At 73.1% G+C, this 25,523-nt stretch carries 22 protein-coding genes; 13 read left to right on the top strand and 9 right to left on the bottom strand.

The window, feature by feature from the left end; translation table 11 throughout:
• The first annotated feature begins 39 nt into the window (after nucleotides 1–39).
• The 3 genes from ACZ4FV_RS15400 to ACZ4FV_RS15410 all read left to right on the top strand — a co-directional run bounded on the left by ACZ4FV_RS15400 (nucleotide 40) and on the right by ACZ4FV_RS15410 (nucleotide 4,549).
• The gene (locus ACZ4FV_RS15400) at nucleotides 40–1,020 is read left to right on the top strand and encodes a hydroxyacid dehydrogenase (RefSeq protein ID WP_395859336.1); all 981 of its coding nucleotides are present in this window, start codon (nucleotides 40–42) and stop codon (nucleotides 1,018–1,020) included.
• A gap of 515 nt (nucleotides 1,021–1,535) precedes the next feature.
• On the top strand, nucleotides 1,536–3,677 hold the full coding sequence (locus tag ACZ4FV_RS15405) for a right-handed parallel beta-helix repeat-containing protein (protein WP_465322755.1): 2,142 nt from the start codon (nucleotides 1,536–1,538) through the stop codon (nucleotides 3,675–3,677).
• Complete coding sequence (locus ACZ4FV_RS15410; protein ID WP_465322756.1) at nucleotides 3,677–4,549, top strand: hypothetical protein; 873 nt, start codon at nucleotides 3,677–3,679, stop codon at nucleotides 4,547–4,549. The genes ACZ4FV_RS15405 and ACZ4FV_RS15410 overlap by 1 nt, the downstream gene beginning before the upstream one ends.
• A 103-nt stretch (nucleotides 4,550–4,652) precedes the next feature.
• On the opposite strand, the gene ACZ4FV_RS15415 is transcribed toward ACZ4FV_RS15410, so the two are convergent.
• From ACZ4FV_RS15415 to ACZ4FV_RS15445, 7 genes are all read right to left on the bottom strand, one after another.
• On the bottom strand, nucleotides 4,653–5,261 hold the full coding sequence (locus ACZ4FV_RS15415) for an isochorismatase family protein (protein ID WP_395859255.1): 609 nt from the start codon (nucleotides 5,259–5,261) through the stop codon (nucleotides 4,653–4,655).
• Between the two features lie 93 nt (nucleotides 5,262–5,354).
• Nucleotides 5,355–6,431, bottom strand: a complete 1,077-nt coding sequence (locus tag ACZ4FV_RS15420) for a serine hydrolase domain-containing protein (RefSeq protein WP_465322757.1) — start codon at nucleotides 6,429–6,431, stop codon at nucleotides 5,355–5,357.
• A gap of 241 nt (nucleotides 6,432–6,672) precedes the next feature.
• Nucleotides 6,673–6,861 (bottom strand): PASTA domain-containing protein, encoded by a 189-nt coding sequence (locus ACZ4FV_RS15425; protein ID WP_395859257.1) that lies wholly within the window; start codon nucleotides 6,859–6,861, stop codon nucleotides 6,673–6,675.
• A 183-nt stretch (nucleotides 6,862–7,044) separates the two neighbouring features.
• Nucleotides 7,045–7,566 (bottom strand): MarR family winged helix-turn-helix transcriptional regulator, encoded by a 522-nt coding sequence (locus ACZ4FV_RS15430; RefSeq protein ID WP_395859258.1) that lies wholly within the window; start codon nucleotides 7,564–7,566, stop codon nucleotides 7,045–7,047.
• Nucleotides 7,563–9,065, bottom strand: coding sequence for a DHA2 family efflux MFS transporter permease subunit (locus ACZ4FV_RS15435; RefSeq protein WP_465322758.1), 1,503 nt, complete (start codon nucleotides 9,063–9,065; stop codon nucleotides 7,563–7,565). Before ACZ4FV_RS15435 ends, ACZ4FV_RS15430 begins: the two co-directional genes overlap by 4 nt.
• A 368-nt stretch (nucleotides 9,066–9,433) precedes the next feature.
• Complete coding sequence (locus ACZ4FV_RS15440; protein ID WP_465322759.1) at nucleotides 9,434–10,312, bottom strand: slipin family protein; 879 nt, start codon at nucleotides 10,310–10,312, stop codon at nucleotides 9,434–9,436.
• A gap of 322 nt (nucleotides 10,313–10,634) precedes the next feature.
• Nucleotides 10,635–12,143, bottom strand: a complete 1,509-nt coding sequence (locus ACZ4FV_RS15445; protein WP_402232549.1) for a carboxylesterase/lipase family protein — start codon at nucleotides 12,141–12,143, stop codon at nucleotides 10,635–10,637.
• A gap of 284 nt (nucleotides 12,144–12,427) precedes the next feature.
• Between ACZ4FV_RS15445 and ACZ4FV_RS15450 the strand changes: the two genes are divergently transcribed.
• Complete coding sequence (locus tag ACZ4FV_RS15450) at nucleotides 12,428–13,681, top strand: ROK family protein (protein WP_465322760.1); 1,254 nt, start codon at nucleotides 12,428–12,430, stop codon at nucleotides 13,679–13,681.
• Between the two features lie 256 nt (nucleotides 13,682–13,937).
• A complete protein-coding gene (locus ACZ4FV_RS15455; protein WP_395859263.1) occupies nucleotides 13,938–14,495 on the top strand; it encodes a CAP family protein in 558 nt (185 codons plus the stop codon).
• A 151-nt stretch (nucleotides 14,496–14,646) separates the two neighbouring features.
• On the opposite strand, the gene ACZ4FV_RS15460 is transcribed toward ACZ4FV_RS15455, so the two are convergent.
• Nucleotides 14,647–16,035: an MFS transporter gene (locus ACZ4FV_RS15460; protein WP_395859264.1), complete on the bottom strand. Its 1,389-nt coding sequence runs from the start codon at nucleotides 16,033–16,035 to the stop codon at nucleotides 14,647–14,649.
• A gap of 183 nt (nucleotides 16,036–16,218) precedes the next feature.
• Between ACZ4FV_RS15460 and ACZ4FV_RS15465 the strand changes: the two genes are divergently transcribed.
• The 5 genes from ACZ4FV_RS15465 to ACZ4FV_RS15485 all read left to right on the top strand — a co-directional run bounded on the left by ACZ4FV_RS15465 (nucleotide 16,219) and on the right by ACZ4FV_RS15485 (nucleotide 21,453).
• Nucleotides 16,219–17,226, top strand: coding sequence for a quinone oxidoreductase family protein (locus ACZ4FV_RS15465; RefSeq protein WP_395859265.1), 1,008 nt, complete (start codon nucleotides 16,219–16,221; stop codon nucleotides 17,224–17,226).
• 600 nt (nucleotides 17,227–17,826) lie between these two features.
• Nucleotides 17,827–18,912, top strand: a complete 1,086-nt coding sequence (locus ACZ4FV_RS15470; protein WP_465322761.1) for a LuxR C-terminal-related transcriptional regulator — start codon at nucleotides 17,827–17,829, stop codon at nucleotides 18,910–18,912.
• A 99-nt stretch (nucleotides 18,913–19,011) separates the two neighbouring features.
• Nucleotides 19,012–19,605: a TetR family transcriptional regulator C-terminal domain-containing protein gene (locus ACZ4FV_RS15475; RefSeq protein WP_395859267.1), complete on the top strand. Its 594-nt coding sequence runs from the start codon at nucleotides 19,012–19,014 to the stop codon at nucleotides 19,603–19,605.
• A 101-nt stretch (nucleotides 19,606–19,706) separates the two neighbouring features.
• A complete protein-coding gene (locus ACZ4FV_RS15480; protein ID WP_395859268.1) occupies nucleotides 19,707–20,663 on the top strand; it encodes a haloalkane dehalogenase in 957 nt (318 codons plus the stop codon).
• A gap of 136 nt (nucleotides 20,664–20,799) precedes the next feature.
• Nucleotides 20,800–21,453: a hypothetical protein gene (locus tag ACZ4FV_RS15485; RefSeq protein ID WP_465322762.1), complete on the top strand. Its 654-nt coding sequence runs from the start codon at nucleotides 20,800–20,802 to the stop codon at nucleotides 21,451–21,453.
• A gap of 129 nt (nucleotides 21,454–21,582) precedes the next feature.
• Here ACZ4FV_RS15485 and ACZ4FV_RS15490 read toward each other — a convergent pair whose 3' ends face one another.
• Entirely contained in the window at nucleotides 21,583–21,744 is a 162-nt protein-coding gene (locus ACZ4FV_RS15490) for a hypothetical protein (protein WP_395859270.1), read from the bottom strand.
• A gap of 363 nt (nucleotides 21,745–22,107) precedes the next feature.
• On the opposite strand from ACZ4FV_RS15490, the gene ACZ4FV_RS15495 reads away from it, so the two are divergent.
• From ACZ4FV_RS15495 to ACZ4FV_RS15505, 3 genes are read left to right on the top strand one after another with little or no spacing between them, the layout of a single operon-like run.
• Nucleotides 22,108–23,256, top strand: coding sequence for an AAA family ATPase (locus ACZ4FV_RS15495; RefSeq protein ID WP_465322763.1), 1,149 nt, complete (start codon nucleotides 22,108–22,110; stop codon nucleotides 23,254–23,256).
• Nucleotides 23,256–23,810 carry a bpX5 domain-containing protein gene (locus ACZ4FV_RS15500; protein WP_395859272.1) on the top strand — a complete coding sequence of 185 codons (555 nt, stop codon included), beginning with the start codon at nucleotides 23,256–23,258 and terminating at the stop codon, nucleotides 23,808–23,810. Before ACZ4FV_RS15495 ends, ACZ4FV_RS15500 begins: the two co-directional genes overlap by 1 nt.
• Entirely contained in the window at nucleotides 23,807–25,468 is a 1,662-nt protein-coding gene (locus tag ACZ4FV_RS15505; protein ID WP_465322764.1) for a hypothetical protein, read from the top strand. Before ACZ4FV_RS15500 ends, ACZ4FV_RS15505 begins: the two co-directional genes overlap by 4 nt.
• Nucleotides 25,469–25,523 lie beyond the last annotated feature (55 nt).

The raw sequence follows: 25,523 nt of genomic DNA on the forward strand, positions 1-25,523 counted from the left end.
GGCGCGCCGCGCCGGCACCGGCCGCGACTGCTGCTCGCGATGGACCCCTCCGTGGCCACGCGCATCCTCGACGGCGAGGCGCGGGCCCGGCTGAGCACGCTGGCCGACGTCGATCTCGACCTGATCGCCGCCGACTTCGACACGCCGGCCGTGGCCGCCGCGCTGGCCGAGGCGGAAGTACTGTTCACCTGCTGGGGCAGCGCGCCCTTGGACGCGGCGGTACTGGCCCGGGCCCCGAGACTGCGCGCGGTGGTGCACGCGGCCGGTTCGGTCAAGCACCACCTCACCGACGCCGCCTGGGAGCGCGGCCTGGCCGTCTCCTCGGGAGCCTCGGCGAACGCGCTGCCGGTGGCCGAGTACACGGTCGCCGCGGTGTTGTTCGCCAACAAGAAGGTGCTGCGGATCCGGGACGCGTACCGCGCCGAGCGGCGACTCGTCGATTGGGACGCGCGTTTCCCGGGATTCGGCAACTACCGGCGCACCATCGGCATCGTCGGGGCCTCGCGGATCGGTCGCCGGGTGCTCGAACTGCTCCGCCCGTTCGACTTCGAACTGCTGCTGCACGACCCGTACGTGAGCGCCGAGCAGGCCCAGGCACTGGGCGCGCGTCGGGTGGACCTGGACGAACTGGTCGAGCGCTCGGACGTGGTCAGCGTGCACGCGCCCGAACTGGAGTCCACCCGGCACCTCCTGGACCGTCGCCGACTGGCGCTGATGCGGGACGGCGCGACGCTGATCAACACCGCGCGGGGCTCGCTCGTGGACCAGGACGCGCTCACCGAGGAACTGGTGGCCGGTCGCCTCGACGCGGTCATCGACGTCACCGAGCCGGACGTCCTCCCCGCCGCCTCCCCGCTGTACGACCTGCCCAACGTGCTCCTGACCCCACACATCGCCGGCTCCCTGGGCGGCGAACTCCGCCGCATGGTCGCCCTGGCCCTCGACGAACTCGACCGCTACACCAGGGGCCTCCCCTTCACCCACGCGGTAGAACCAGCCACCCTCACCCACTCGGCCTAACAGGCCCACGAACGCCGGCCGAACCCACCCCCCACCCCGGCCGGCGTTCGGGACCACCCAAGGCCACCGATTCACAAGACATGGCCAACCCCAGCCCGACCGGCGTTCGGGGCCCCGAGGCCCCCGATTCGCGAGATCCGGCCACATCCAGCCAGGCCGGTGTTTGCGGTCACCTGAGACAACCGAGCCGCGAGGCCCGCCGAAAGACCCAGCTCGGCGAGTATTCACGGCCACGCGAAACAACCGAGCCGGCAGGTCCGCCGAAACCTCAACCCGGCGTCCGCGGCCCCCGATTCGCGAGATCCGGCCACATCCAGCCAGGCCGGCGTTCGAGGCCACCTGAGACAACCGAGCCGCGAGGCCCGCCGAAAGAGATTCAGCCCGGCCGGCGTTCGAGGCCAACGCAGCCCGACCGATGCCGAACGTCGGCCGAAACGAAGCCGTCGGGGACCTCGCCCACACAACTTCCGGCCCCAGCCGGAGGCACCTGCACGACCCCCCAGACCGGAGGTCACATGCACGGCACCAGACCCCTGACCCTCGCCTTCTCGGCGACCCTCCTGGCCACCACGATCGGCCTGGTCTCGGCCCAAACCGCGAGCGCCACGGCCACAACCGCGCCCACGGCCACAACCGCGCCCACGGCCACGTACGTGGATTGCGGCGTCGGCCGACCGAACGCCACCGGGACCTCGCCCGACGACCCCCTCGGCGACCTGACCCTCGTCAACACCCGCACCCACCAACCCGGCGACCGCATCCTCCTGCGCGCCGGCACCCTGTGCACCGGAACCCTCACCCCGAAAGGCTCGGGCACCCCGGGCCACCCCATCACCATCGGCGCCTACGGCGAAGGCCCGCGTCCCGTGGTCCAAGGCACGGGCGGCCCCTCCACCGTGCGCCTGGTCGACCAGAGCTGGTGGACCGTCCAGGGCCTGCACGTGACCAACCCGGCGCCGACCCAGGCCCTCCGTACCGGCGTCCAGATCGACACCACCACCCCCGACCGCAAGTACGGGATCGTGCTGCGCGACCTGGAGGTCTCCGACGTCGCCGGCTGGAGCGACAAGACCGGCGCCAACGCGGGCTGGTTCTCCGCCTCGGCCGGCATCGTCGTGCTCGGCCGGGCGAGCGCCGGACCGATCGAGGGCCTCACGATCGCCGACAACCAGGTGCACGACACCGGTGGCGGCGGCATCAAGATCTCGGTCAAGCCCGCCGACTTCCACCGCGACGTCCTGATCCGGGCGAACACCGTCCGCGGCGTGGGCGGCGACGGGATCGTGGTGCACGGCTCGGACGCACCGCTGGTCGAGTACAACCTCTTCGACGACGGTGGCGGCGGCAAGTACCCGTACGTCAACGGCAACTTCGCCGGGATGTGGCCGATCAACTCGCGCGACCCGGTGTTCCAGTACAACGAGGTCACCCGGCAGCGGCCCTCCATCTTCGACTCCACCGCGTGGGACTGCGACGGGGCGATCACCGGCTCGTGCACTTACCAGTACAACTACTCGCACGACAACGGCGGTGGCTTCTACCTCGGTTGCCAGAACTGCACCGCGTTCGGAAACTTCCACGCCACCCAGATCCTGCGCTTCAACATCGCCCAGGACGACTGCCGGATCCGGGCCAACGCGTCCGGCGACAACACCAGCCCGCTGCGGATGTACAACAACACGTTCTTCTGCCCGAGCAAGAAGCTGGACGTCGAACTGCCCAACGGCCCCTCGGCGAACACGCTCGTCGCCAACAACGTGTTCGTGGCCGGTCAGGGCGCGCTGCCCACCGGGGCGGGCGTCAGCTACCAGGCCAACGTCTACCACGGCGGCTTCACCGCGCCGACCGGTGACACCTCGTCGGTGACCACCGATCCCGGCCTGGCCGCACCCGGTACCGCGACCGGCCGCGGCGACGCGGGCGGCTACGCGCTGCTCGCCGGATCTCCCGCGCTGGGCACCGGAGTCGCGATAGCCGGCATCGGCTCGCGCGACTACTTCGGCAACCCCGTCGCGGCCGGCGGGGCGGGCGTCAACCGGGGCGCGTACAACGGCGCCGCAGTGAGCGCGCCGCTGTATCCGTCGATCGCCGCCGCGTACAACAACGTCGGAGTCGGCGACGACGCCAACCCCAACACCGGCGGCCTCGGGCTCTCCGGGCGCAGCTACTCCGGACCCGCGCTGGCGGCGGCCGGATACGTCCCGGGAGGTAGGGTCACCGCGGGCGGCGCCGCGTTCACGTGGCACCCCCGTGCCTACGGCCTGCCGGACAACGTCAAGGTCGCCGGCCAGCGGATCGCGCTGACCGGCAGCGGCAGCCGCCTGGTGGTGCTGGGCGCGGGCGCCTACGGCGCGCAGAGCGGCACGGTCACCGTCACCTACACCGACGGCACGTCGACGACGGCGACGCTCGCCCTCGGCGACTGGTGGAGCACCGCGGCGGGCCCCTCCGACCAGGTCGCGGTCCGGGCCGCCTATCACCACAAGCCGCAGACCGACTACCGCAATCCGGCCACGGCACGTTCCGAGGAGGACGTCACGGTACGCGTCGGGTCGCTCGCCATCGACCCCGGGCGGACCGTGGCGTCGGTGACGCTGCCGGCGGGCAGTCCGATCGCGGGACCCGGACTGCACGTGTTCGACCTGAAGGTCGTCTGATGTCCCGCCGGGGACGGGCCGTACGGCCACCACGCGGGACCGGGTCGCGGACGAGCGACGTACGTCGTCGTCGGCGACGCGGGCTCGGCCGGCCCGCCGTAATCGCCGCGTCGCTCGCGGTCGCGGTGGTGGGCATCCTGGTGGCCCTGCTCGGCCCGTCCCCGGCATCCGGACGGGCGACACCCGACCGCAACCCCGCTCCCGCCCCGGGCTCGGCCTTGCCGGCCGCCGTCGTGGATCGGGCCGTCGTGGTCGCGACGGTGGACGAAGTACCGCTCACCGCCGGTGAGTTGCGTCGGGCCGTGGTGCGGTTGCGGGCCGAGGTGGTGGCGGAGTTCCCGATCGCCGGTGCGCGTGCCGACTATTGGCATACCCCGATCGTGGGTCGCACGCCGCACGAGGTGCTGCGGGAGCGGTCCTTGCGCGCGGCCGTCGGGGAAGCGGTGCTGCGCCGCTGGGCCCGGCAGGCCGGTGTGTCGACCGACCCGTCCGAGGCGGGCTTCCGGGCCCGCCTGGACGCCGAGAACGCCCGCCGCGCGGCGGCCCGGGCTCAGGGGCGCCCGATGCCGGGTGTACCGAGCTATGACGAGGACGGCTTCGCCCGCAACGAGGTGGCCGAACTCTCCGCCTCGCTACGGGAATCGCTCGCCGGCCAGGTGGACCTGTCCGAATCCCGGCTGCGCGAGCGATACGCCGAACTGCTCGCCGCCGCTTCGCCGTCGGCCGGGGCACCGGCCTTCGACCAGGCTCGCGATCGCCTTCGACTCGACCTTCTGTCGGCCGCGTTCGACCGCGAACTGGCGCGACGGGTGGCCGCCGACCGAGTCGTGCCGCTGCCGACCGCCGACACGGTGATTCGCGCGGCCGAGTAGGCGGGTGGCCTCGATGCGTGCGGTGGTGGTGCCGTCGGTGCGTGATCCGAACGGCACCACCGGGCCCTGCCCGGCTCGGGGCCACCGGGTTTCCGGGTCGGCCCTATGCCGGTGGCGCGGGGCTCTCGGTGTGCGTGGCGTCCTTCGCGGCGGTGAAGGTCACGTCGTCGGCGTGGGCGATGATCTCGACCTCGTCGCCCAGGGCCCATTCGGCCACCCGCGAGACCATGTGGGCCGGGACCGCCTCGCTGATGCCGGGCGCGGCGGGGATGTCGTACGTGGCGTGGGCGTCGTGTGGCAGCACCACCCGGTGGTCGCGTTCCAGCGCCGCGCGTGCGGTGGCGCCGACGCACATCTCCGACATCACTCCGCATACGGCCAGGTCCGTGACGCCGGCGCGGGTCAGCAGGTCCTCCAGTGGTGTGCCGTCGAAGCCGTCGTCCTCGGTCTTGCGCACCACGAACTCGCGGGGACCGGGCCGTACCGGAAGGCGCAACTCCCAGCCGGGGGTGCCGACTTCGTCGTCCGCACCGACCGGCCCGTCGTTTTGCAGGTGCACCACCAGCGCGCCGCCCGCCCGGGCGCGGTCGACCAACGCGGCGGCCCGGTCCACCACCCGCTCCGCCGCGGGTACCGCGCCGGCACCGGTGACGAATGCCATCTGGACGTCGACGACGATCAGGGCCGACACGGGTTCCGTCTTCTCCGTCATGGCACCCCATCCTGCCCGGTGGCCGGTTCGGCCGAACCGACGGGGTCGACGACCGCCGCGGCGCCGCGGACGGGGCGGCCGGGTGCGCGGCGGCTACGCGTCGAAGGCCATGCCGCGGAACGTGTCGCGGATCGTGTTCAGTGGTTCGCGTTCGCGGGAGTAGTAGACCTTGTTGGTGAGCAGGACCGCCCAGCGGTGTCGTTTCGCGGAGACCCACATGGCGGTACCGGTGAAGCCGTAGTGGGTGTAGATGCCTTCGGTCGGGTGTGTACCGGGGGCGGGGTGCCAGAACAGGCCCCGGGCGGGTTCGAGGTCTCCGGTGTGGACGGCGAGCGATTCGGCGACCCAGGCGGGGCCGAATCCGGGTTCGGCTCCGCCGGCGGCCGAGGGCGCGCCGAGCAGTCGACGGAGGAAGCGGGCCAGGTCGTCCCGGACGGTGAAGGCACCCGCGATGCCGCAGACGCCGCCGAGCAGGCGCGCGGACGGGTCGTGCACCGTGCCCCGGAGCCGGACCCCGGTGGCCGGATCGGGCTCGGTGGGCGCGCAGCGGGCGGCGAGTGCGGTCGGGAGCGGGCCGAACCGGGTGTCGCGCATCTCGAGCGGTCGCCAGATCCGGGACGTGGCGACTCGGTCGAGCGGTCGGCCGGCGAGGTGTTCGACGAGGTAGCCGAGGATGAGCGCGGCCCGATCGGTGTACTCGACGGCCTCACCGGCCGGCCGGTGCAGGACCTCGCCCAGTACGCCGGCGCGGATGCGCCCGGGTTCGGTGCCGTAGTGGCTCGCCAGGTCGGCGTGCGGCGGGACGCCCGCGGTGTGGGTGAGGAGTTCGCGCGCGGTGACGGTGCCGAGCGGCCGGTCGTCCACCTCCGACCAGTAGGTGGCGAGCGGAGCGTCCAGGGGCAGGACGCCGTCCTCCCACAGGGCGCCGACACAGGCCCAGGCGGCGATGATCTTGGTCAGGCTGGCCACGTCGAAGATCGTGTCCGGGGCCGGCTGCCGCCGGTCGCCGGCGGCGGTGGGCCCGAGCGGGTCGAGGGTGCCGGTGGCGCCGGCCGCCCGGGTTCCCTCGGTGTCGCCGAGGGCCCACACCGCGCCGGGGTAGACCCGCTCCCGGACGCCGGTGCCCACCAGACGTTCGATGGCGGCGATGTCGGTGTTGCCGGGTGCCATCGTCCTCTCGCCTCCCTGTCCCGCTTCGGCGCGCCGCCGGGTGTGGTCGCGTCGATGGTGTGTACCCCGGGCGGGGGCGGTCGGTGCGGTGATCCTGTGGGCACGCCCTTCGCCGGCGTGTGCGGACTCCGCCGATCCGGTGGTCCTCGACGTGCCCGCCCGCCCGTGAGTTGCCGGTCGTCGCGCTTCGGGGTCCGTGGTTGCCGGACCTTTCGCGGGCGGCCTTCGTCGGCGCCTGCCGTCAGCGGATGTCCGGGATGCCGAGGTGGACGGTCACCGCGGTGAGGACCGTGACCGACGTGCCGGCGGGGTCGGTACGCAGTGCCTTGCCGTGGTTCCGCGAGTCCGGGGTCTTGGTTCTGGTGAAGGTCGGGAGCAGGCCGGCGGCCTGGATCCTGGTTCGCGCGTCCTCCTCGCTCGGGCCCGCCACCGGCGGGACCGGCGTCTTGGCGTCCCGGACCCGGTGATCGGCCGACCCCGGATTCCCCGGTGGGCCGGCGGACTGCCCGGGGTGACGTGGCCGCGGTGCCGACCGGTTCCGCGCGGGGGTCGGTTCGCCCGGGTTCGAGGGAAGGTCCCAACCGGACGACCGGTGCCGGGTGGCGGAGCGGGTCTACTCGTTCGCGGTCGAGCCCGTGGCCCCGTCGGCCCCGTCGCCGTGCGGGGAGTGCGATGGCGCGGGGTGGTCCGACTCGACGAGAGCGCCGATCACCCGGTCCAGGGTGGCCAGATCGGCCGGCGCGAGGTCGCGCAGGGACTCGGGGGGCTCGTCCAGGATGCCGCGCGCGATGCGGGCCAGGCGCAGACCCTCCGGGGTGGCGGTGAGCATGCGCTGGCGGCGGTCGTCGGGGTGCACGGTGCGTTCGATCAGGCCGCGGCGTTCGAGATCGTCGACGACCAGCGTCGTGTAGGGCTTGTCGGTGGACAGCCGTGCGGCCAGTTCGCGCATGGACATCGGACCGGCGGCCACCCGGCGCAGCGCCTTGACACGGACGAAGCTCAGCCCGGTGGCCTCGGTGACCTCGCGACGGCGGTCGTGGCGTTCCACGACCAGGGCGCGCATCCCGATCCAGACCCGTGCCGCGGCGTCGGCGGGGGTGTCGCTCGCGGTGTCGCGCGCGGGGGAAGCGTTCATTGCCTCACGTCCGTCGTATCGCGTGCCTGGGCGGGCGCGGCCGCGGGCATCAGTTTCGCGCCCGTGCGCTCGGCCGTGCGCCGGGCCCAGCGGCCCGTGGTGAGCATACCGAGGCCCGCGACGGCGACGCCGCAGCCCAGCACGATCCACCACCCGGTGTGCGTGGCGGCGGCCAGGCCGGCGGCGCCGGGGGCGGCCAGGACGGACGCCATCGTGGCGCCGACCACCGCGACTCCGAAGGCCTGGCCGACCTGGCGACTGGTGGACGCGATCGCGGCGGCGACGCCGGCCTGGGCGCGCGGCATCCCGGACACCGCGGTGTTCGTGATCGGCGCGTTCACCAGTCCGAATCCACTGCCGAACAGGGCGTAGGCGGTGATCAATCGAGCGGTGGAGGTGTCCTCGCCGAGTCCGACCAGCAGTCCGGCACCGGCCGCCATCGCGAGGCCGGCGGCGATCAGCGGTAGGCGCGGGCCCACCAGGGTGAGCAGGCGCCCGGAGATCGGCGAGAACACGACGGTCGCCAACGCCATCGGCAGCGTGTGCAGACCGGCCTCGGTCGGCGAGAAGCCGCGTGCGTCCTGGAGGTAGAGCGTGTTCAGGAAGAGGAATCCGGACATCGCCGCGAACGCGCACACCGCGATCACGGTCGCGCCGGCGAACGGCACGCTGCGGAAGAAGCGCAGGTCGATCAGGGGTTCCGTGCGCCGGGGTGCCCAGCGGAGCAGGCCCGCCACGCAGCCGGCGGCGAGGGTGAACAGCGCGATGATCGGGGGCGAGGACCAGCCCGCCTCGGGGCCTTCGATGATCGCGTAGGTCAGGGACAGCAGGAACGCGAACACCAGTACCTGGCTGACCGGGTCTGCGCGCCTGGGGTGCGCCGCCTTGGACTCGGGGACGAACAGCGCGGTGAGGACGATCGCGGCGAGCGCGACGGGCAGGTTGATCCAGAACACCGAGCGCCAGCCGGCCGCGTCGACCAGGGCGCCGCCCACGATCGGACCCAGTGCCATCGCCACCCCGACCACCGCGCCCCACACGCCGATCGCGCGGGCGCGTTCGCGGGGCTCGGTGAAGGTGTTGGTGACGATCGACATCGCGACGGGGGTGAGCATCGACCCGCCGACGGCCTGCACCACCCGGAACACGATCAGCCACTCGAGACCGGGGGCCAGGCCGCACAGCAGCGAGCCCACGGCGAAGAGCACGAGTCCGGTCTGGAAGACCCGGCGCCGGCCGATGCGATCGGCGGTCGAGCCGGCGAGCATGAGCAGTGCGGCGAGCACGAGCGTGTAGGCGTCGATGGTCCATTGCAGTTGGGACACCGAGGCGTCCAGGTCGCTGCGGATCGCGGGCAGGGCGATGTTCAGGATGGTGTTGTCGAGGCCGACGATGAACAGGCTCAGACAACAGGTCACCAGGACTACGAGCTTCCTGCGCCGACCGACCGACCCGTCGCCGCCGCCTCCGGATCCGGCCGTGCTCTCGGCGGAGGACATGGACCAACCCCAATCGTTATAGCAATACAATCATTACTGTTGTACAACCAAATGAAGCGGGTGGTCAACCGATGGTCGATTCCCCCCCACGCCTCGATTCCGGGTCGGGGGAGCGTGTCGTCGTCGGGTCGGTTTGCCGGGTGCGGGCGTTGACAGGGCGCCGGCAGGAGAGGTGAACGGGGACGGAGCCCCCGTGGCGTCACTCCGGTGGTGGCCCGGCTGCCGGCACTGACCGAGACCGAGGGCCTGTTCGGGAGACGGATCGCGGCCCGACCCCGCCCGCGCCGGGCGATGTGACCTTCGACCCGACGTGCGACGCGTGTCCGCCGGGGTGGCCGGGTGGACGCTCGCGCGCGGGTGGCGGGCGGTTACGCGCGGGTGGCGAGCCGGTCGTCGCCGGCCGGTACGTCCCGATCCGGCCCGGTCGGCCGAACCGCACGGGTCGGCGGCGGATCGGGCCGGGCCGAGGGTGCCGCGGCGGCCGTTTCCCGGGCGATGAAGGAGCCGAGTTCGGCGATCGTGCTCATCAACGGCGCGGGGAAGACGACGGTGGTGTTCTTGTCCACGCCGAGCTCGACCAGGCTCTGCAGGTTGCGCAGTTGCAGGGCGAGCGGGTGGGCCGTCATGGTGTCCGACGCGTCGCCCAGCGCTGCCGCCGCGAGCGACTCGCCCTCGGCGTTGATGATCTTCGCGCGCTTCTCCCGCTCCGCCTCGGCCTGTTTGGCCATCGCGCGCTTCATCGTCTCCGGCAGTTGGATGTCCTTGAGTTCGACGAGGGTGACCTGGACGCCCCACTCGGCCGTGGTCACGTCGAGGATCCGCCGGATGTCGAGGTTGATCGTGTCGGTCTCGGACAACGTGTCGTCGAGCGTGTGCCGGCCGACCACCTTGCGCAGGGTGGTCTGCGCGATCTGGTCGATGGCCGCGTGCACGTTCTCGATCGCGACCACGGATTTCACCGCGTCCACGACCCGGAAATAGGCGACGGCCGACACGTCGACGCTGACGTTGTCGCGGGTGATGATGCCCTGCGACTGGATCGGCTTGGTGATGATCCGCAGCGACACCCGGTGCAGGATGTCGACGAACGGAATGATCAGGTGGAATCCGGGCGCCCGGACTCCCCTGACCCGGCCGAGCCGGAACAGCACGCCCAGCTCGTACTGCTTGACGATCTTCACGGCGAAGCCGAACCACAGCAGGAGGAGAACCGCCAGAACGACGCCCAGAATGATCAGGATGGCCACGATGCGCCTCGGTTGCTCGGTCGTTCGTATGGCGCACCCCGACCCGGCGGCGCCGATCCGAGGGCGCGCCTTCAAGTGTTGCGCGGCCGCCACCGTGCCCGAATCACCCACCGCTCGGGCCTTCGCCGACCCGTCGGGACCGCTCCGGTCCGTCCTCGAACCGCTTTTCACGATGCGTGTGCCGAAGGGCCGTCACACTTTCCCGGCGGGGTCCGTGAAGGCTGTGTCGAGCACATCGGGACAGCCGGAAGCCGGACGGTCGGCGGGTCGGCGGGTCGGCGGGTCGGCGGGTCGTTCGTGCTCGGCTGCGGGGTCGCTGGACTCAGGCGGCGGGTGCCCGGCGGGTGTTCCAGATCTCGCGTTCGGCGCCCAGGGGGTCGCGGACGACGCGCGGGGTGGTGTCCCACACCATTGTGTGGCGGTGCTCGTGGGTGTAGCGCGGCCACTGGGCACCCGGGTCGAGGTCGCGAATGAAGGCCACCCAGGCGCCGTGCATCGCGTCGGCCAGCTTCTGCGGGGCGTCGGGGCCGGTCGCGTTCTCCGCGCCGTCGGCGGCGAGCAGGTCGAAGGCGAACGGCAGGTCGAGGCAGTGGAACGCCTTGCCGCCGAACATCGGCGCGCTGGACAGCCATTCGAACGTGTACAGCCAGGTCGGCCGGTCCTGACCCGCGCGGGCCTCGGCGATCGAGACGGCGGCGCCCCGAAACAGCGTGTCGGTCAGCGCCTGGCCGATCACCTGGGCGGGGGTCGCGCCCTCGTGCAGGGCGAGATACGCCTCGATGCCCTCGGGCGGCAGGCCGACCGAGCCGAGGATGCCCACGGCGGCCTCGATCGGAGCGTTCGGCATGCCGAACTCGGCGGCGGCGTTGAACTCGTGGTGGGTCGCGCCGAGCATCAGCGGCGCGGGTGTAGCCGAGCCGTCGCGGAAGGCCGCGTGTACGTCCTCGGGGACCAACTCGCCGTCGGTGAACGGCGCCAGGAGCAGTCCGGGCAGTGCGGCGGAACCCTCCTCGGGCGCGGTGACCAGGTCCTGCAGCCGTTGCATCTCGTCGTGCGAGACGTCGCGCAGCGCGGCGGCGGTCGCGGGCAGACCGGTGCGGGCGGTGAAGAGTTCGGACACGGCGAGGCCGGCCGCGCGGCTCTGCGGCTCCATCACGGCGCCGGAGACCGAGATCGCGGCCCGGAAGAGGTCGTGCGCGGACGGCGTGACCATCAGCGTCTGTACCGCGCCGCCACCCGCCGACTGACCGGCGATGGTGACCTTGGCCGGGTCGCCGCCGAAGGCCGCGATGTTGTCCCGGACCCAGCGCAGCGCGGCGATCCAGTCCAGCACGCCTCGGTTGTCGGGGGCGCCCTCCAGGTGCAGGAAGCCCTCGATGCCCAGCCGGTAGCCGAGCGAGACCAGGACGACGCCGTCCCGGTTGAACGCACCGCCCTCGTACCAGGGGCTGGCGGCGGAACCGGCCACGAAGCCGCCGCCGTGGATCCAGACCAGGACCGGCAGCCCGGCGTCCGTGTCCGGGCTCGGGTTCGCGCTCGGGTTTGCGCTCGGGTTCGGGGTGAACACGTTGACGCTGAGCACGCCGTCACCGGGGATCGACGGTTCCGGGATGATCGTCGGCCCGTCGCCGAAGCTGCGGCGCTGGGCGGTGGGGCCGTACGCGGTGGCGTCCAGCGGCTCGGTCCACGCCTCGGGGGCGTCGGGCGCGGCGAAGCGCAGGTCGCCGACGGGAGGCTTGGCGTACGGAATGCCCAGGAAGCGGGCGGACCGGCCCTGCCACGAACCCCGGACGGGGCCGAGGGTGGTGGTGACGAGCGGCTGGTTGGACACGGGTTCATCCTTTGCGCGGAGGGGTCGAGCGGCCCACACGGGGGCGAATCCCGAGCGGTCCATGGCCGAGTATCGACCGCGACTCATAAATATTACAAGTCTTGAAAAAAATATGACCGGCCACGCGAGCAAAGAGCCGCGGAGCCGCGGAGCCGTTGGGCCACGGTGGCGCCGAGTTGCCGACCCACGGGTCGGTGGGACCGCGGGGCGTCGCCCGACCTCGGCACCATCGGCCCCGATGTCGACCGGAAGCGTCCGGATTCGACTGGGGCAGAATCGTTCGGGTGAACACCCCCGCCCCCGCCCCCACCGACACCGCCGCGGTTCGCCGGCACAATCTCGCCCTCGTGTCGCGTGAGATCGCCGCGCACGGCCCCTGTGCGCGTACCGAGGTCGCGACGGCCACCGGACTCGTGCCCGCCTCGGTCACCGGCTTGGCCGCCGACCTGATCGGGCGTGGTCTGGTGGCCGAGGTGGGCTCCGCGTCCTCCGGGGGGCGGGGTCGGCCGCGCCGGTTGTTGCGCCTGGTGCCGGAACGGGTGGTGGCGATCGCGGTGCAGGTGACCCTGGAGCGGGTCGAGGTGATGGCCGCGGACCTGGCCGGCACCGTGGTGCACCGCGCGTCCGTGCCGCATCACGCGCCGTTCGGCGATCCCGAACCGCCGGCCGCCGTGCTCGCGCGCGAGATCGGCCGGGCCGAAGCGGTGGTGCGCGCCCGACCCGACGTACATCTCGCCCGGGTGGTGATCGCGATGGCGGGGCCGGTGACCGGGCCCGGCCACACCGTTGCCGCCGCGATCGACTTCGGCTGGTCCCGGACCGACCTGCGCGCGCTGGTGCTGGCGCACCTGCCCGACCTCGCCTGCCCGCTCGACGTTGTCAACGACGCGAACGTCGCGGCCCTGGCCGAATACCACTTCCGGGCCGAACCGGGCGGCGAACTCCCTTACTCCGTCGCGTACATCAAGGCCGACACCGGCGTGGGCGGCGGCCTGGTGGTGGACGGCCGCATTCACATCGGTACGCACGGCATGGCCGGCGAAGTCGGCCACATCCCGCTCGCGTTCGATGGCCCCGACTGCCCGTGCGGCGCGCGCGGGTGCCTGGCGATGTACGTCGGGCCCGAGCCGCTGACCGCCGCCGCCGGGCTCGCCGACCTCGCCGCCCGGGACGGGATCGACGCGGCCCTGGCCGAACTCGACCGCCGACTGGCCGCCGGGGACCCGCGGGCGGTCGACGCGCTCGCCGTCGCGGGCCGCGCGGTGGGCGCGGCGGTGCTGGCGATCTCGGGACTCGTGGACCCGGGCGAGGTGATCCTGGGCGGCTACCTGGCGACGTGGAAGGCATGGCTGACCCCCGGGGTCGACGCCACGCTGGCCGGCCGCCGCGCGCTCGCGCCACGCTTGCAACCGGCCATCGTGGCAGGGGTGTTGGGCCCGGACGCGACGCTGCGCGGAGCGCTCCGGATCAGCCGGGAGTCGACCCTGGCCAACGCGGCCGACGTCCCGGCGCTGGGCGACACGGCCACGACGACCTGACGTCGCCCGCGCGTGCTCTCCGTGCTCTCGCGCCTCGCCGGCGCCCGAAGCCGCTTCCGACCCGCTTCCGACCCGCCTGCGACGCGTTTCCGATTTGCTTCCGATCCGCTTCCGCCCCGCCTCCGGTCCTGCTCCCCCGGCCGTTCACCCTGCTCCGGACGGGTGAACCCACTTCGAGTCGCCCGTGCCGCCCCGCGCCCGAGCCCATGCTGAGCCTGCGGTCGCAACCGGCGGTCCGGGATCGAGAGGGACACGCGTGCGCAAACGCTTCGGAGTCATGGTCGCGGCAGCGTTGTTGGTGGTGGCCGGGGCCGCGCCCGCGTACGCCCGGCCCGCGCTGCCGGACGCCACCGACGGTGCCTACCTGAACGAGATGTTGACCGCGATCAACACCTACCGGAGTCGGCACGGCGCGCCGGCCGTGCGATTCGACCCGGAGCTGAACGCGTACGCGAAGAATCGCGCGGCGCGGATCTCGGCCTTCGAGGGGCTCTCGGAGGACCATCGCGGGCTGGACCCCGGCACCGGCGAGACGCTCTATTGGGGCGGCGCCACCGCGCCGGGCCCGGTCTCGGCCCGAGCGGCGGCGCGGGCCTGGTACGACGAGGTTGCCGCGTACGACTTCGAGGCCGGCCGATTCAGCGGCGCCACGGGCAACTTCACCCAGTTGGTCTGGAAGGGCAGCACCAGGATCGGCGCGGCCCGCTCCGCCGGTCGCGGCTCGAAATGGTACGAGACCTACATCGTGGTCAACTGGCGGGCACCGGGCAATCTGACGGGCTCCTTCACGCAAAACGTGGCACCGACCCGCTGACGCAAGGGATCGGCGGTACGCCGGTCGGCGGTCCGAGCGCCGGTCGTGGCCGAATTCGTTCGGCAGCCCGAGCGCCTGCGCCGGCCGAATCCCTGCCGATCTGCGTTGTGGCGAAATACCCGCCTCAGGTGGGTTGTTGCCGCGCCATGTGTCATCCTCCCGAGGCCGCGCGCCCGTTCGTCCCGGTCGGCCACAGTGCCGCGCTCGCCGCGAGTGGTGGTAGCAGCGCGACGAGGGCCAGGGCCCGCGCCGGGTCCATCGTCTCGGACAGCGCGCCGACCGCTGCCGCGCCCATCCCGCCGCCGACGAAGTACATCTGGTTGAGCAGTCCGACCGCCCCGCCGCGTACGGCGGGATCGACCAGAGTGGCTACCCGCCCGGTCGTGACGACCTGGCTCACCGCGAAGGCCACGATGCACAGCGACGCGGCCACCACGATCACCGCCGCGCCCGAGCTCAGGCCCACCGCGAGCAGGCCCGCCGAGGCCGCCACCGTGGTCGCCGCGAACAACCCGCGCCCGCGCGATCCCACCGCCCGACGGGCGAGCACGAAGCCGATCAGGCCGCCGGGCAGCAGCGCCGCGCCGACCTGGAGCACGCTCCACCCGTACTCCCGGACCAAGAGTTGCGGCGCCGCGTACATCACCGAGAACAGCGCGCCGAACACGCCGATCCCCATCACCGCCGTGAGCACGATCGTGCGGTCGCCGATCAGCGCGCGCGGCACGAAACCGTGCGGACGGCGCCGGGTCCACCAGGTCAGCGTGCCCAGGGCGAGCGCCGCGCCGGCGCCCAGGGCCGAGACCGCGGGCGTGCCCAGGGACAGCGTGGGGGACTGGATCAGCACCAGCGACGTGGTGGCCGTGAGCGCGACCAGTCCGGCACCCACCGCGTCCACCGCGCGGCGCGAACCGGTCCCGGCACGGCGGATCAGCGGCAGGCACAGGGCGATCACCGGCAGGGACAGCGCGGGCAGTACGAGCGTGGCCCGCCAGCCGATCCACTCGGTCACCACGCCACCGACCAGGGTGGCACCGGCCCCGAAGACCGCCATCGTGCCGCCGAAGCCGCCCAGGATCCGGGCCCGCCGAGCCGGATCGGCGGCCACCGCGAGCGCCAGTGCCGCGGAGACCATCGCGCCCGAACCGGCCGCCGCCAGGAACCGACCGGCGACCAGGACACCGAGGTTCGGCGCCCCCAGGCACACCGCCATGCCCAGCGCGAGCAGCGCGCCGCCCGCCGACAACGAGAACCGCACGCCGCGCGCGTCCGCCAGCCGACCGAACACGGCCGTCCCCATGCCGAGCGCGAGCGCGTGCGCGGTCAGCACCCAGCCGACGGTCGTCGGCCCGGCGTCCAGCGCGCGACCCACGTCCGGCAGCGCGACCCCGGCCGAGGTGACCCCGAACACCGAGGGCCCGCCGAGCAGTCCGAGCCGGATCCCCTCCCCGCGAATCGCACCGGGCTCCGCTGCCGTCCGGATCGGCACCGGCCCCGCTTGCCCGGCACTCCCGTCCGGCGCCGCCTGCCTCGTCGTCACGACCGTGCTCCTCGTCCGCGATGCCGCCGGGGTGTCCTCGACCATCGAGCCCCGGGCACCGACCCGGGCCACTCTCGGCCCGCGCCCGGCCGCCGCCCATCCCTCACCTGGGGGATGGGCGCGTGCGGCCGGGACGCGCAGGATCGACGACGTCCGCATCGATCCGGCCGAGGAGTACGCGTCATGCAAGCCGTCATCGCCACCGCATACGGTGGTCCCGAGGTACTGACCGCCGTCCACGCCCATCCCGAACCGCGTCCCGGCCCGGGGCAGGTGCTGGTGAACGTGGCCGCGAGCGGGGTCAACTTCATCGACATCAGCCAGCGCCGCGGTGTGTTCGCCGTACCCACGCCGTTCGTCCCCGGCGTCGAGGGCGCCGGTACGGTCGCCGAACTCGGCCCGGACGTGACCGGCGTCGCCGTCGGCGACCGGGTGGCCTGGGCCATGGACGGCTCGGTGACCACCGCGTACGGCGGCTACGCGCAGCGCGCCGTGGTCTCCGCGGATCGTGCGGTGCCGATCCCGGAGGGGCTGAGCGCCGAATCGGCCGCCTCGGTGTTGATGCACGGGATGACCGCGCACTACCTCACCCACGACACCCACCGGATACGCCAAGGCGAGACTGTCGTGGTGCACGCGGCGGCGGGCGGCCTGGGCGGACTGCTCACCCAGTACGCGGTCGCCCGCGGCGCGCGGGTGATCGCGACCGTGTCCGACCCGGCCAAGCATGCCCGGGCCCGCGCGGCCGGGGCCGATCTCGTGTTCGGTTACGACGGGTTCGCCGAGCGGGTGCGCGAGGCCACCGACGGGCGGGGCGCGGACGTGGTGTATGACGGGGTCGGCGCGGCGACCTTCGACGGCGGCCTGGCGAGCCTTCGTACCCGCGGCACCATGGTGCTGCTCGGCGGTGCGAGCGGCCCGGTACGAGACTTCGACACCGGCCGCCTGCTCGGCGCGGGCTCGTTGTACCTGACCCGGCCCGGCATCGCCGACTACCTCCGCGACCGTGCGGAATTGCTCGCCCGGGCGCGCGACGTGTTCGAGCGCACGCTGGCCGGCGCATTGCGGCCGCATGTGGGCGGGCGCTACCCGCTGGCGCAGGCACGTCGGGCACACGAAGCCTTGGAGAGCCGGCGGACGACGGGGAAGCTTCTGCTCATTCCCGGGGCTGACGCCTTCGCCGGGGGGTGACCCTGCTGCCCCCTGCTGCCCCTGCCGGAACACCGTCCCGCCACCTGGCCGGGCATCGCCGACTACTTCCGCGACCGTGCGGAATTGCTCGCCCGGGCGCGCGACGTGCTGGAGCGCACGTTGTCCGGCGCGCTGCGGCCGTACGGGGGTGGGCGCTGCCCGCCCGGCGCGGGCGCGTGGTGTGCACGGGGCCCGGGGAGCCCGCGGACGACGGGGAGACTTCTGTTGATGCTCCGGGTCGATGCCGTGGCTGGGGGGTGAGCCCGCCGACGTGCCGGCACGCCGAGCCGCCACCCGGCCGGGCTTCGCCGGCTGTGTCCGTGGCCGCGTGGAATTGCTCGCCGGATGCGCGACGTGTTCGAGCGCACGTTGTCCGGCGCGCGAAGAGCCGGCGGACGACGGGGAAGCTTCTGCCGATTCCCCGGGTTGACGCCTTTGCTGGGCTGACCCGCTGACCCGCTGACCCGCTGACCCGCCGGCACACCGACGGCCGACCGCCGACTCACAGTGCACCGACTCGGGCCCACCGACCCGCCGACCCGATTGCCGCGCCGGCCTTCGCCTGCGCCCGAGATACCCGACCAGTGAACGGAAGCGCCGATGACCCGCCGACCCGACACCGACGGCTGGAAGCGGGACGAACTGCTCGCCCGCGCCGCCGAGGAGCCCGACGCGCTCGCGCTGTTCGCGACCGCGTCGGTGCGGCTGCGGCGCCTGGTCCCGTTCGACGCCGCCGTGTGGCGTGCGACCGATCCGCTCACCGGGTTGATCGCCGCGCCGATCCGGGTGGAGAACATCGACGCGGGTGGCTGCGCGGCGTTTTGGACCAGCGAGGCCGACCCGGGCACGATCAACGCTTTCCGTACCCTCGTGGACGCCCGGGTTCCGGCGGCGGCGCTGCGCGAGAGCACGGGCGATCGGCCCGAGCTCGGTCCGCTCTACGACGCGTACCTGCGCCCGCGCCGGTTCGGTGACGAACTGCGCGCGGTGCTGCGGACGGCGGGTCGGCCGTGGGGCAGCGTGAGCCTGTTCCGGGACCGGGATCGGCCGGCCTTCACCTCCGCCGACACCGAACTGGTCGCGGGTCTGTCCGCGCCACTCGCCAGGCGGCTGCGCGGCTTCCTGCGGCCGGGCGAGGTCACCGTCGAGGAGGTGGCCGGCACGGACGACGCGACCGGCGTACTGCTCTTCGACCGCGCCGGACGCCTGATCTCGGCCAACGCGCAGGCCCGCGAGCGAATCGCGAGTGTGGCCGGCGAGGACGCGGAAACCACGATGCCGATGTGGATCGCCACCCTGGCGGCGGCCGGGACCGGTCGGGTGCGGGTGCGTACCCGGGCCGGACGCTGGCTGGTGTGCCACGCGTCCCGGCTGAGCGGCGACGACCCCTTCACGGTGGTGATGATCGAGGCGGCCCCGGCGTCCGAGGTGGCCGCGATCATCGTCGAGGCGTACGAACTGACCGGGCGCGAGGCCGAGATCACCCGTCTGATCGCGGGCGGCCTGGGCACCGACGAGATCGCCCGCCGACTGCACATCTCCAAACACACGGTGCGCGACCACATCAAGTCCGTCCTGTCCAAGGTCGGCGTCACCAGCCGCGGCGAACTGGTCGCCAAACTCTTCACCGAACACGTAGCCCCAGCCGCCACAGCCCAGGTCTCCCGCGTACGAACGGCGAGTTGATCGCACCGCGGCCCCGCCCGCGCGGCGCGGCGCCACGGCGGGGGCGTTGTCGGGAGGAGGGGCGTTGACAGAAGCAATATGGTCGTCCATATTGGAGTTATGGCGAGGGCATCGAAGAAGGAACAGATTCTGGACGCGGGGACCGAGACCGTGCGTCGGTTGGGGCTGGTCGGGGCGAGTGTGCGGGACATCACCGGAGGCGCGGGCGTGCCGCTGGGGTCGTTCTCGAACCACTTCGCCTCGAAGGAGGCGTTCGGGCTGGCCGTGCTGGATCGCTACTTCGCGGATGTGCGGACGATCGTGGCGGCGACGCTGGAGGACGCGAGTCGGCCGCCGGTCGAGCGGCTGCGTGCGTACTTCGACGTCGTCACCGAGAGGTTGGCCGGCCGCGAGTGGCGGGACGGCTGCCTGATCGGGAACACCGGCGTGGATTCGGCCGAGCACAGCGAGGTGATCCGCGAGCGCCTGGTGGAGATCTTCGCCGAATGGCGCGAGCCGTTCGCGCGGTGCCTCGCCGAGGCCGAGGCGGCCGGAGAGATCCGTACCGGGCTGCCGCCGCTCGACCTGGCCGACTACCTGCTCGCGTCCTGGCACGGCGCGATGTTGCGGATGAAGGTCGAGCGCGACCCCGGGCCGTTGGAGCGGTTCAAGACCGTCACATTCGCCACCGTGCTCGCCCCAGCCGCCGGCTGACCGGCACGCAGCGCCCGACGGCCCGGCCCCGACCCGGCCCACATCACCACCACACACACCCATGGCGCGCTCGGTCCCACCGAGCGGAATCGGAGTCAGTCATGTCCCATGTCGATCCGACCACCCTCCCCGCGATCGCCGCACACGACCCGCACCCGCGCCGCCGCATCCGGGTGCTCGACGCCTACATGTCCTACGTCGACACCGGCCCGCGCCCCGACGACGGCAATGCCGACGATCCGAACACCGGCCCCGGCCCCGTGGTCTTCCTGCACGGCAACCCGACGTCGTCCTACCTCTGGCGCAATGTGATCCCCCACCTCGCCGACCGACGACGCTGCCTGGCACCCGACCTGATCGGCATGGGCGCCTCGGACGCCGCACCCGACGGCGCCTATCGATACGCCGACCACGGCCGCCGGCTCGACGCCTGGTTCGACGCCGTACTGCCCGCCGGTCCGGTCACTCTCGTACTGCACGACTGGGGCTCCGCGCTCGGCTTCGACTGGGCCCGCCGGCACGCCGACCGGGTGCGCGCCATCGCGTACATGGAGGCGATCGTGCAGCCCCGGCTGTGGTCGGACTTCCCGCCGGGGCGAGACACCCTGTTCCGGGCGATGCGCTCGGACCAGGGCGAACAGCTCGTCTTGGAGGAGAACTTCTTCATCGAGACGGTCTTGCCCAAGAGCATCCTGCGCACGCTCGACGAAACCGAGATGGATGCCTACCGCGCGCCGTTCCGCACCCGCGAGTCCCGCGTGCCCACCCTGGTCTTCCCCCGCGAACTTCCCATCGACGGCACCCCCGCCGATGTCGCGAACACGGTGGAGGAGTACGGGAGGTGGCTTGCGCACAGCCCGGTCCCGAAGCTGCTGATCACCGCCGAACCCGGGGCCATCCTGGTCGGCCGCGCACTGGAGTTCGCCCGAAGCTGGCCCCGGCAGAGCGAGGTAACGGTCGCCGGAAGCCACTACGTCCAAGAGGACTCGCCACACGAGATCGGCGCGGCGATACGGGAGTTCGTCCTGGGTGTGGAGGCCGACCGAACGACCGCCTGAGCCACGCCCCGCGGCACGCGGCGTGATTCGCCCGAGCGGACAGGAACTCCTGGCCCGCTCCCCACGGTTGACCCGATGACAGGCGGCCGGCCCCGGACACGGAGCCGGCCGGCGACGGGGGACGAGAGGCCGGCTCGTGGACGCATCCGCACTCGTGGCGCGACTCACCGCACCGGACACCCGGGCGGACCCCTACCCGCTGTACGAACAGGCCCACCGACTCGGCCCCGTGCTGTGGGTGAGCGACACGTTCGTCGTGGTGACCGGCTACGCCGAGGCCGATCGGGTGCTGCGCGACCGGGACTTCGGCGTACTCGACCGCGAACTGACCGCGGCCGTGTTCGGCGGGACCGAGGAACCGCCGTCCTGGGGGCTGCTCGGCCGCTCGATCCTGCAGAGCAACCCGCCCGTGCACACCAGGTTGCGCAAGCCGATCGCGGCCGTGTTCACCGCGCGCCGGATCCCCGCGCTGCGACCGGCCGTCGAGAACGCCGTGGACCGACTCCTGGCCGGGATGGCCGAGGCGGGGCGGGACTGGTGCGCGGGCCTGGGTGTGGTCGCGCCGAACACGTCTCGTGTGAACGGCACGTTGTCCGACGGGTCGCTGTTCAAGAGCTGGACCTCGCCGCCGGACCAACAGGAACCCGAGGCCGGACACCGGTCGACCGGAGGGCTTCGGCGCGAGCGTGACCCGCGCGGACGGCCGGAGCATCGAGATCCACGTCACCGCCGGCATCGTCGGTGGTCCGACCCACGGCCCACGGCCCGCTGCTGCCGGCGCCGCCGCTGAATCAGGCCGAATTCTCCCGCGCGGTACGCGACTCGACCTGGTTCCGCCGATGAACCGCGCCGGCCGGCCGGGCCGACGCCGGACGCCCGGTTCTCGGGCGTCCGCGCGGCCTCGGGCCGACCGGGTCGCTCAACTGCCGGTGTCGCCTCGGCCGGCGCGCTCGTAGACCCGCTTGTCGGCGAGCGGTGGCAACTGTGGCTTGGGGTCCGGGAGGACCTCGGCCAAGAGCCGCTCGAAGTCGTCGTGGTCGAGCCACTCGGGCTCGCCTTCGGGCTGCGGATGCTCGTCCATGCCACGATGCTGCCACGCGACGGCGCGGTTGGCTGCCATCGGATCCGAATCAGTCCGTAATCAACCGGTTACCCGGCCGATTCGAGACTTCCCCGCGATGGCACGGGCCGGCCGCCGCATACCGGCCGACATCGGGTCCAACGGGTTGTCGGGGCACCCGCATCGACTCGTGCCCTGCGCGGAGTTCGACGCGGCGACGGCGTGAAGGCCGCACCGGCTCGGGCCGGCCTGCGACCCGCCGGGACGGGCGATGCGGCGCTTCCGCCGCAGCGCTTCGTCGGCTCCGACGTGGCTTGGCCGGCTCCGACGCGGTGCTTCGGAAACGCGAATGTGCGTGTGGGGCTCGATGCATAGACTTCGCGGATGATCGCTTCGGAGCCGACGCAGGTGGGGGAGGACGCGCTCGCGGTGCGGGCGGCGTTGGCCGCCGCGCGGGTGGGTCTGGTCGATCGCGAGGTGGTCGCCGAGGTGGTGACGCTGTGCGCGGTCGCGGGTGAACATCTGCTGGTGGTCGGTCCACCCGGGACGGCGAAGTCTTTGGCGGTGCGCCGGATCGCGGAGCAGCTCGGCGGGCGCTACTTCGAGTACCTGTTGGGCCGATTCACCGAGCCGAACGAGATCTTCGGCCCGGTCGACCTGCGCCGACTGCGTGAGGGCGTCGTCGAGATCGAGACGGCCGGCATGTTGCCGGAGGCGGAGATCGCCTTTCTGGACGAGGTGTTCCTCGGCTCCACCGCGATCCTGAACACGCTGCTCGGGCTGCTCAACGAACGGGTCTTCCGGCGCGGCGCAACCGTGCTGGCGGCGCCGCTGCGGGTGTGTGTCGGAGCCGCGAACCACGTTCCGGAGGATCCCGCGCAGGCGGCTTTCGCGGACCGGTTCCTGGCCCGGGTGTTCGTCGAACCGGTCGCGGACGCGCGGCTGGAGGAACTGCTGGAGGAGGGCGACACCCGCGCCGCCGCTCGGCCCGAGGTGCCGGCCCCGCACGCGTGGGCCGGGCTCGATCGCCTCGCGGCGGCGGCGCTCGCCTGCGAACTCGGTTCGCTTCGACCGGTGTTGGCCACGGCGATCCGGCGCATGCGGGCGGCGGGCGTACCGATCACCGACCGGCGGGCGGTGCGCTCGCAACGACTGGTGGCCTCGGCCGCCGTCCTGGACGGGCGGGTGGTCGCGGAGGCCGGCGACCTGTGGACGCTGCCGCTGATCGCGCCGGACCCGGCCGCGCAGACGGCGGCACGCGAGGTGTTGGCCGACCTGATCGGCGACGCGGCCAACCGGGGCCTGTTCCATGCCGCCGAGGAGTACTCGCGGGGCAGCGCCGCCCGGGCACTGCGCCTGGTGGCCGCCGGCCGGGACCTGCTCGATCGATATGGGACGGAACCGGCCGACGAGGACCGGAGGTTGCGGCTGGAGGCGGTGCTGCGCGAGATCGACGCCGGTTTTGCGACACCCGACCTCGGCGCGGAACTGGCGGCGATCCGCGAGCGGTTGATCGCGGCCGTGGGGTCGTGATGACGGACGCCGCCGAGCCGACGAGGCACGCGGAGGGCGGGCACGCGCGATCGCCGGGGCGGATCAACCCGGCCGGCCCCGCGGAGGTGATCGGCCCCCGGGACCCGGCCGGGTCCGTGCCTGCGACGGCCTCCGGTCCACGCGACGAGCCGTTCGCGGCCGGCCCCGCCGCGCCCGTGTGGCATCCCCGGGAACCGCCGCTTCCGATCGCCGCCGTCCTGGCCCGCGGTTCGGCCGTGCCGGGCCTCGCGCTGCGCATCGTCGATCGGTTGGAGCGCGGGGACGTCCTGCGTGCCGTCGGTGATCGGGACTGGCTGGTCGTCGTGGGGGAGGACCTGCCCTGGCTGGACGGGCTGCGCTATCTCGGGTGGGACGGGGAGGCCCTGACGCCCACCACGATGCGGCCGGCGCCCTCGGCCGAGTTGTGGCGTCTCGCGCTGGGCCCCCGCGACCTCGTGGTTCTGCTGCCGGACGGAGTTCTCGTGGCGCCGATGCCCGCCGGTCCGGCGGACCGGGACGCGCTGGCGACCCTGGCTGCCGGCGGCGCCGGGTGAGGCTGCCGGACGCGCTCGCGCCCTGGGCCGGTCCGTTGCGCGCACTCACCCCCGAACTCGGCACCGCGTTGGGGCCGACGATTCGACGACTGGACACGATGTTGTCGGCGGCCGAACCAGGCGCCGCCCCGGCCGGGGAGTTCGCGGGCTACGGCGGGATCGGCCGACGCGGACACCCGGAGCGGCTGCTCGCATCCGAGTGGTTGTGGGCCCAGGAGTGCGGGACGGAGTTCCTGCGCCGTGCGGTGTCCGGTGAACTGCTCTACCTGGAGCGTGGTTTCGTCGACCCGCGAACGACCGGTCGGGTGGTCGTGCTGGTCGATGCCGGACCGCTCCAGGCCGGTGCGCCGCGTCTGGTGCAACTCGCCTGCCTGATCGTGCTGGCGGCGAAGGCCCGGGCGCGCGACATGGAGCTGGTGGTCGAAGTGCTCGGCACGGATCCGGGCACCCGGCTCACCGGTGATCTGCGTCGGATCCTGCGCTCCTGGCTGAACATCCGCATGGATCGGCCACCCACACCCGGGCAGGTCGCGGCGCGCGTGGCCGAGACGGACGCCGCCGACGAGGTGTGGATCCTGGGCACCACCGCCACGGGACCTCGGGTGATCACCGCGCGCGAGGCGGAATGGACCGCCGCGGGCGCGTCGCGCGTCCTGGTGTCGATCGCCGGGGCGACCGTGGAACTCCCCCTGCCCGCGCCCGAGATCGCGGTCCGAGCCTTGCGCGGACGCGAGTTCGCCGCGATCGTGTCGACCCCGCCGCGGCCCCCGGTGGGCCCGCTGCGGCTGCCCGCGTTCACCGGGGGGTCGCGATACCTGCTGATGCGCGGCGAGGGGCCGGGCGAGCTGCTCTCGGTGTACATCCCCACCGACGGCCGACCGTTGGGCCGACCGACCCGGCACGGCTTCCGCGGCACCGTCCACGCCGCGTCCTGGTGGGGCCGCCGACTGATCGTGGTGACGCTCGCCCGAGGGGAGTTCGCCGTACACGTGATCGGGCGACCGTTTTGGGACGCGGAGGATATCGGTGGGCCGATCGAGGGGTTCGACGCGGACCCGGGCGCGATGACCGGTGACGATCCGATCCGGCCGGTCCTGCACGTACCGGGGGCGGTGCTCTGGCGGATCGGCGACGCGTGGTGGCGGTTGTGCGCGCGGGAGTCACCGGTTCGGACCGAGCAGGTCTCGATCGCGCCGGGTGTCGGTTCGTTCCGGGACGAACCGCTGATGACCGCTCCGACCGGCACCCGACATCTGCGATTCACCGGCGGGCCCAGGCCGATCACGGCGGTCGACGTCACCGATCACCTGCTGGGCGGCGGCGCGTTCGGGTGGTGCGCCGAGGATCCGACCAGGTGGCGGATCCACACCGCGCCGGACGCCCCGGAGCAGGTGTTGCACGTCCCGCTCGGGGTGCGACCCATCGGTCTGGTCGTCGAGGACGGCAGGGCCGCCATCGTGAGCACGTCGGCGGGCGATGCGCTGGTGCGCGCGCACACCTCGGACGGCGACCGGGTGCTGGGCGCCTGGTCGGACGCGACGGACCCGTTGACGGTACATCCGACGCTGCCGCTGATCGCCATGCGGGACCGGACCGGGCGGATCAGGGTCGGCCACGCGGTGACCGGCCGGGTCCTGGCGACCTTGGCGGCGGTATGACGGGCGCGACAGGGGACCCGACGCGGGACGGGGCACCGGGAGGGGCGCCGTGCGG

It is taken from the genome of Embleya sp. NPDC025285, assembly GCF_055558835.1.

Bases quoted from the DNA above. Each gene is read 5' to 3' on its own strand.
- ACZ4FV_RS15400 (WP_395859336.1), top strand. From the start codon at position 40: ATGGACCCCTCCGTGGCCACGCGCATCCTCGACGGCGAGGCGCGGGCC.
- ACZ4FV_RS15405 (WP_465322755.1), top strand. From the start codon at position 1,536: ATGCACGGCACCAGACCCCTGACCCTCGCCTTCTCGGCGACCCTCCTG.
- ACZ4FV_RS15410 (WP_465322756.1), top strand. From the start codon at position 3,677: ATGTCCCGCCGGGGACGGGCCGTACGGCCACCACGCGGGACCGGGTCG.
- ACZ4FV_RS15415 (WP_395859255.1), bottom strand. From the start codon at position 5,261: ATGACGGAGAAGACGGAACCCGTGTCGGCCCTGATCGTCGTCGACGTC.
- ACZ4FV_RS15420 (WP_465322757.1), bottom strand. From the start codon at position 6,431: ATGGCACCCGGCAACACCGACATCGCCGCCATCGAACGTCTGGTGGGC.
- ACZ4FV_RS15430 (WP_395859258.1), bottom strand. From the start codon at position 7,566: ATGAACGCTTCCCCCGCGCGCGACACCGCGAGCGACACCCCCGCCGAC.
- ACZ4FV_RS15435 (WP_465322758.1), bottom strand. From the start codon at position 9,065: ATGTCCTCCGCCGAGAGCACGGCCGGATCCGGAGGCGGCGGCGACGGG.
- ACZ4FV_RS15465 (WP_395859265.1), top strand. From the start codon at position 16,219: ATGCAAGCCGTCATCGCCACCGCATACGGTGGTCCCGAGGTACTGACC.
- ACZ4FV_RS15470 (WP_465322761.1), top strand. From the start codon at position 17,827: ATGACCCGCCGACCCGACACCGACGGCTGGAAGCGGGACGAACTGCTC.
- ACZ4FV_RS15475 (WP_395859267.1), top strand. From the start codon at position 19,012: ATGGCGAGGGCATCGAAGAAGGAACAGATTCTGGACGCGGGGACCGAG.
- ACZ4FV_RS15480 (WP_395859268.1), top strand. From the start codon at position 19,707: ATGTCCCATGTCGATCCGACCACCCTCCCCGCGATCGCCGCACACGAC.
- ACZ4FV_RS15490 (WP_395859270.1), bottom strand. From the start codon at position 21,744: ATGGACGAGCATCCGCAGCCCGAAGGCGAGCCCGAGTGGCTCGACCAC.
- ACZ4FV_RS15495 (WP_465322763.1), top strand. From the start codon at position 22,108: ATGATCGCTTCGGAGCCGACGCAGGTGGGGGAGGACGCGCTCGCGGTG.
- ACZ4FV_RS15500 (WP_395859272.1), top strand. From the start codon at position 23,256: ATGACGGACGCCGCCGAGCCGACGAGGCACGCGGAGGGCGGGCACGCG.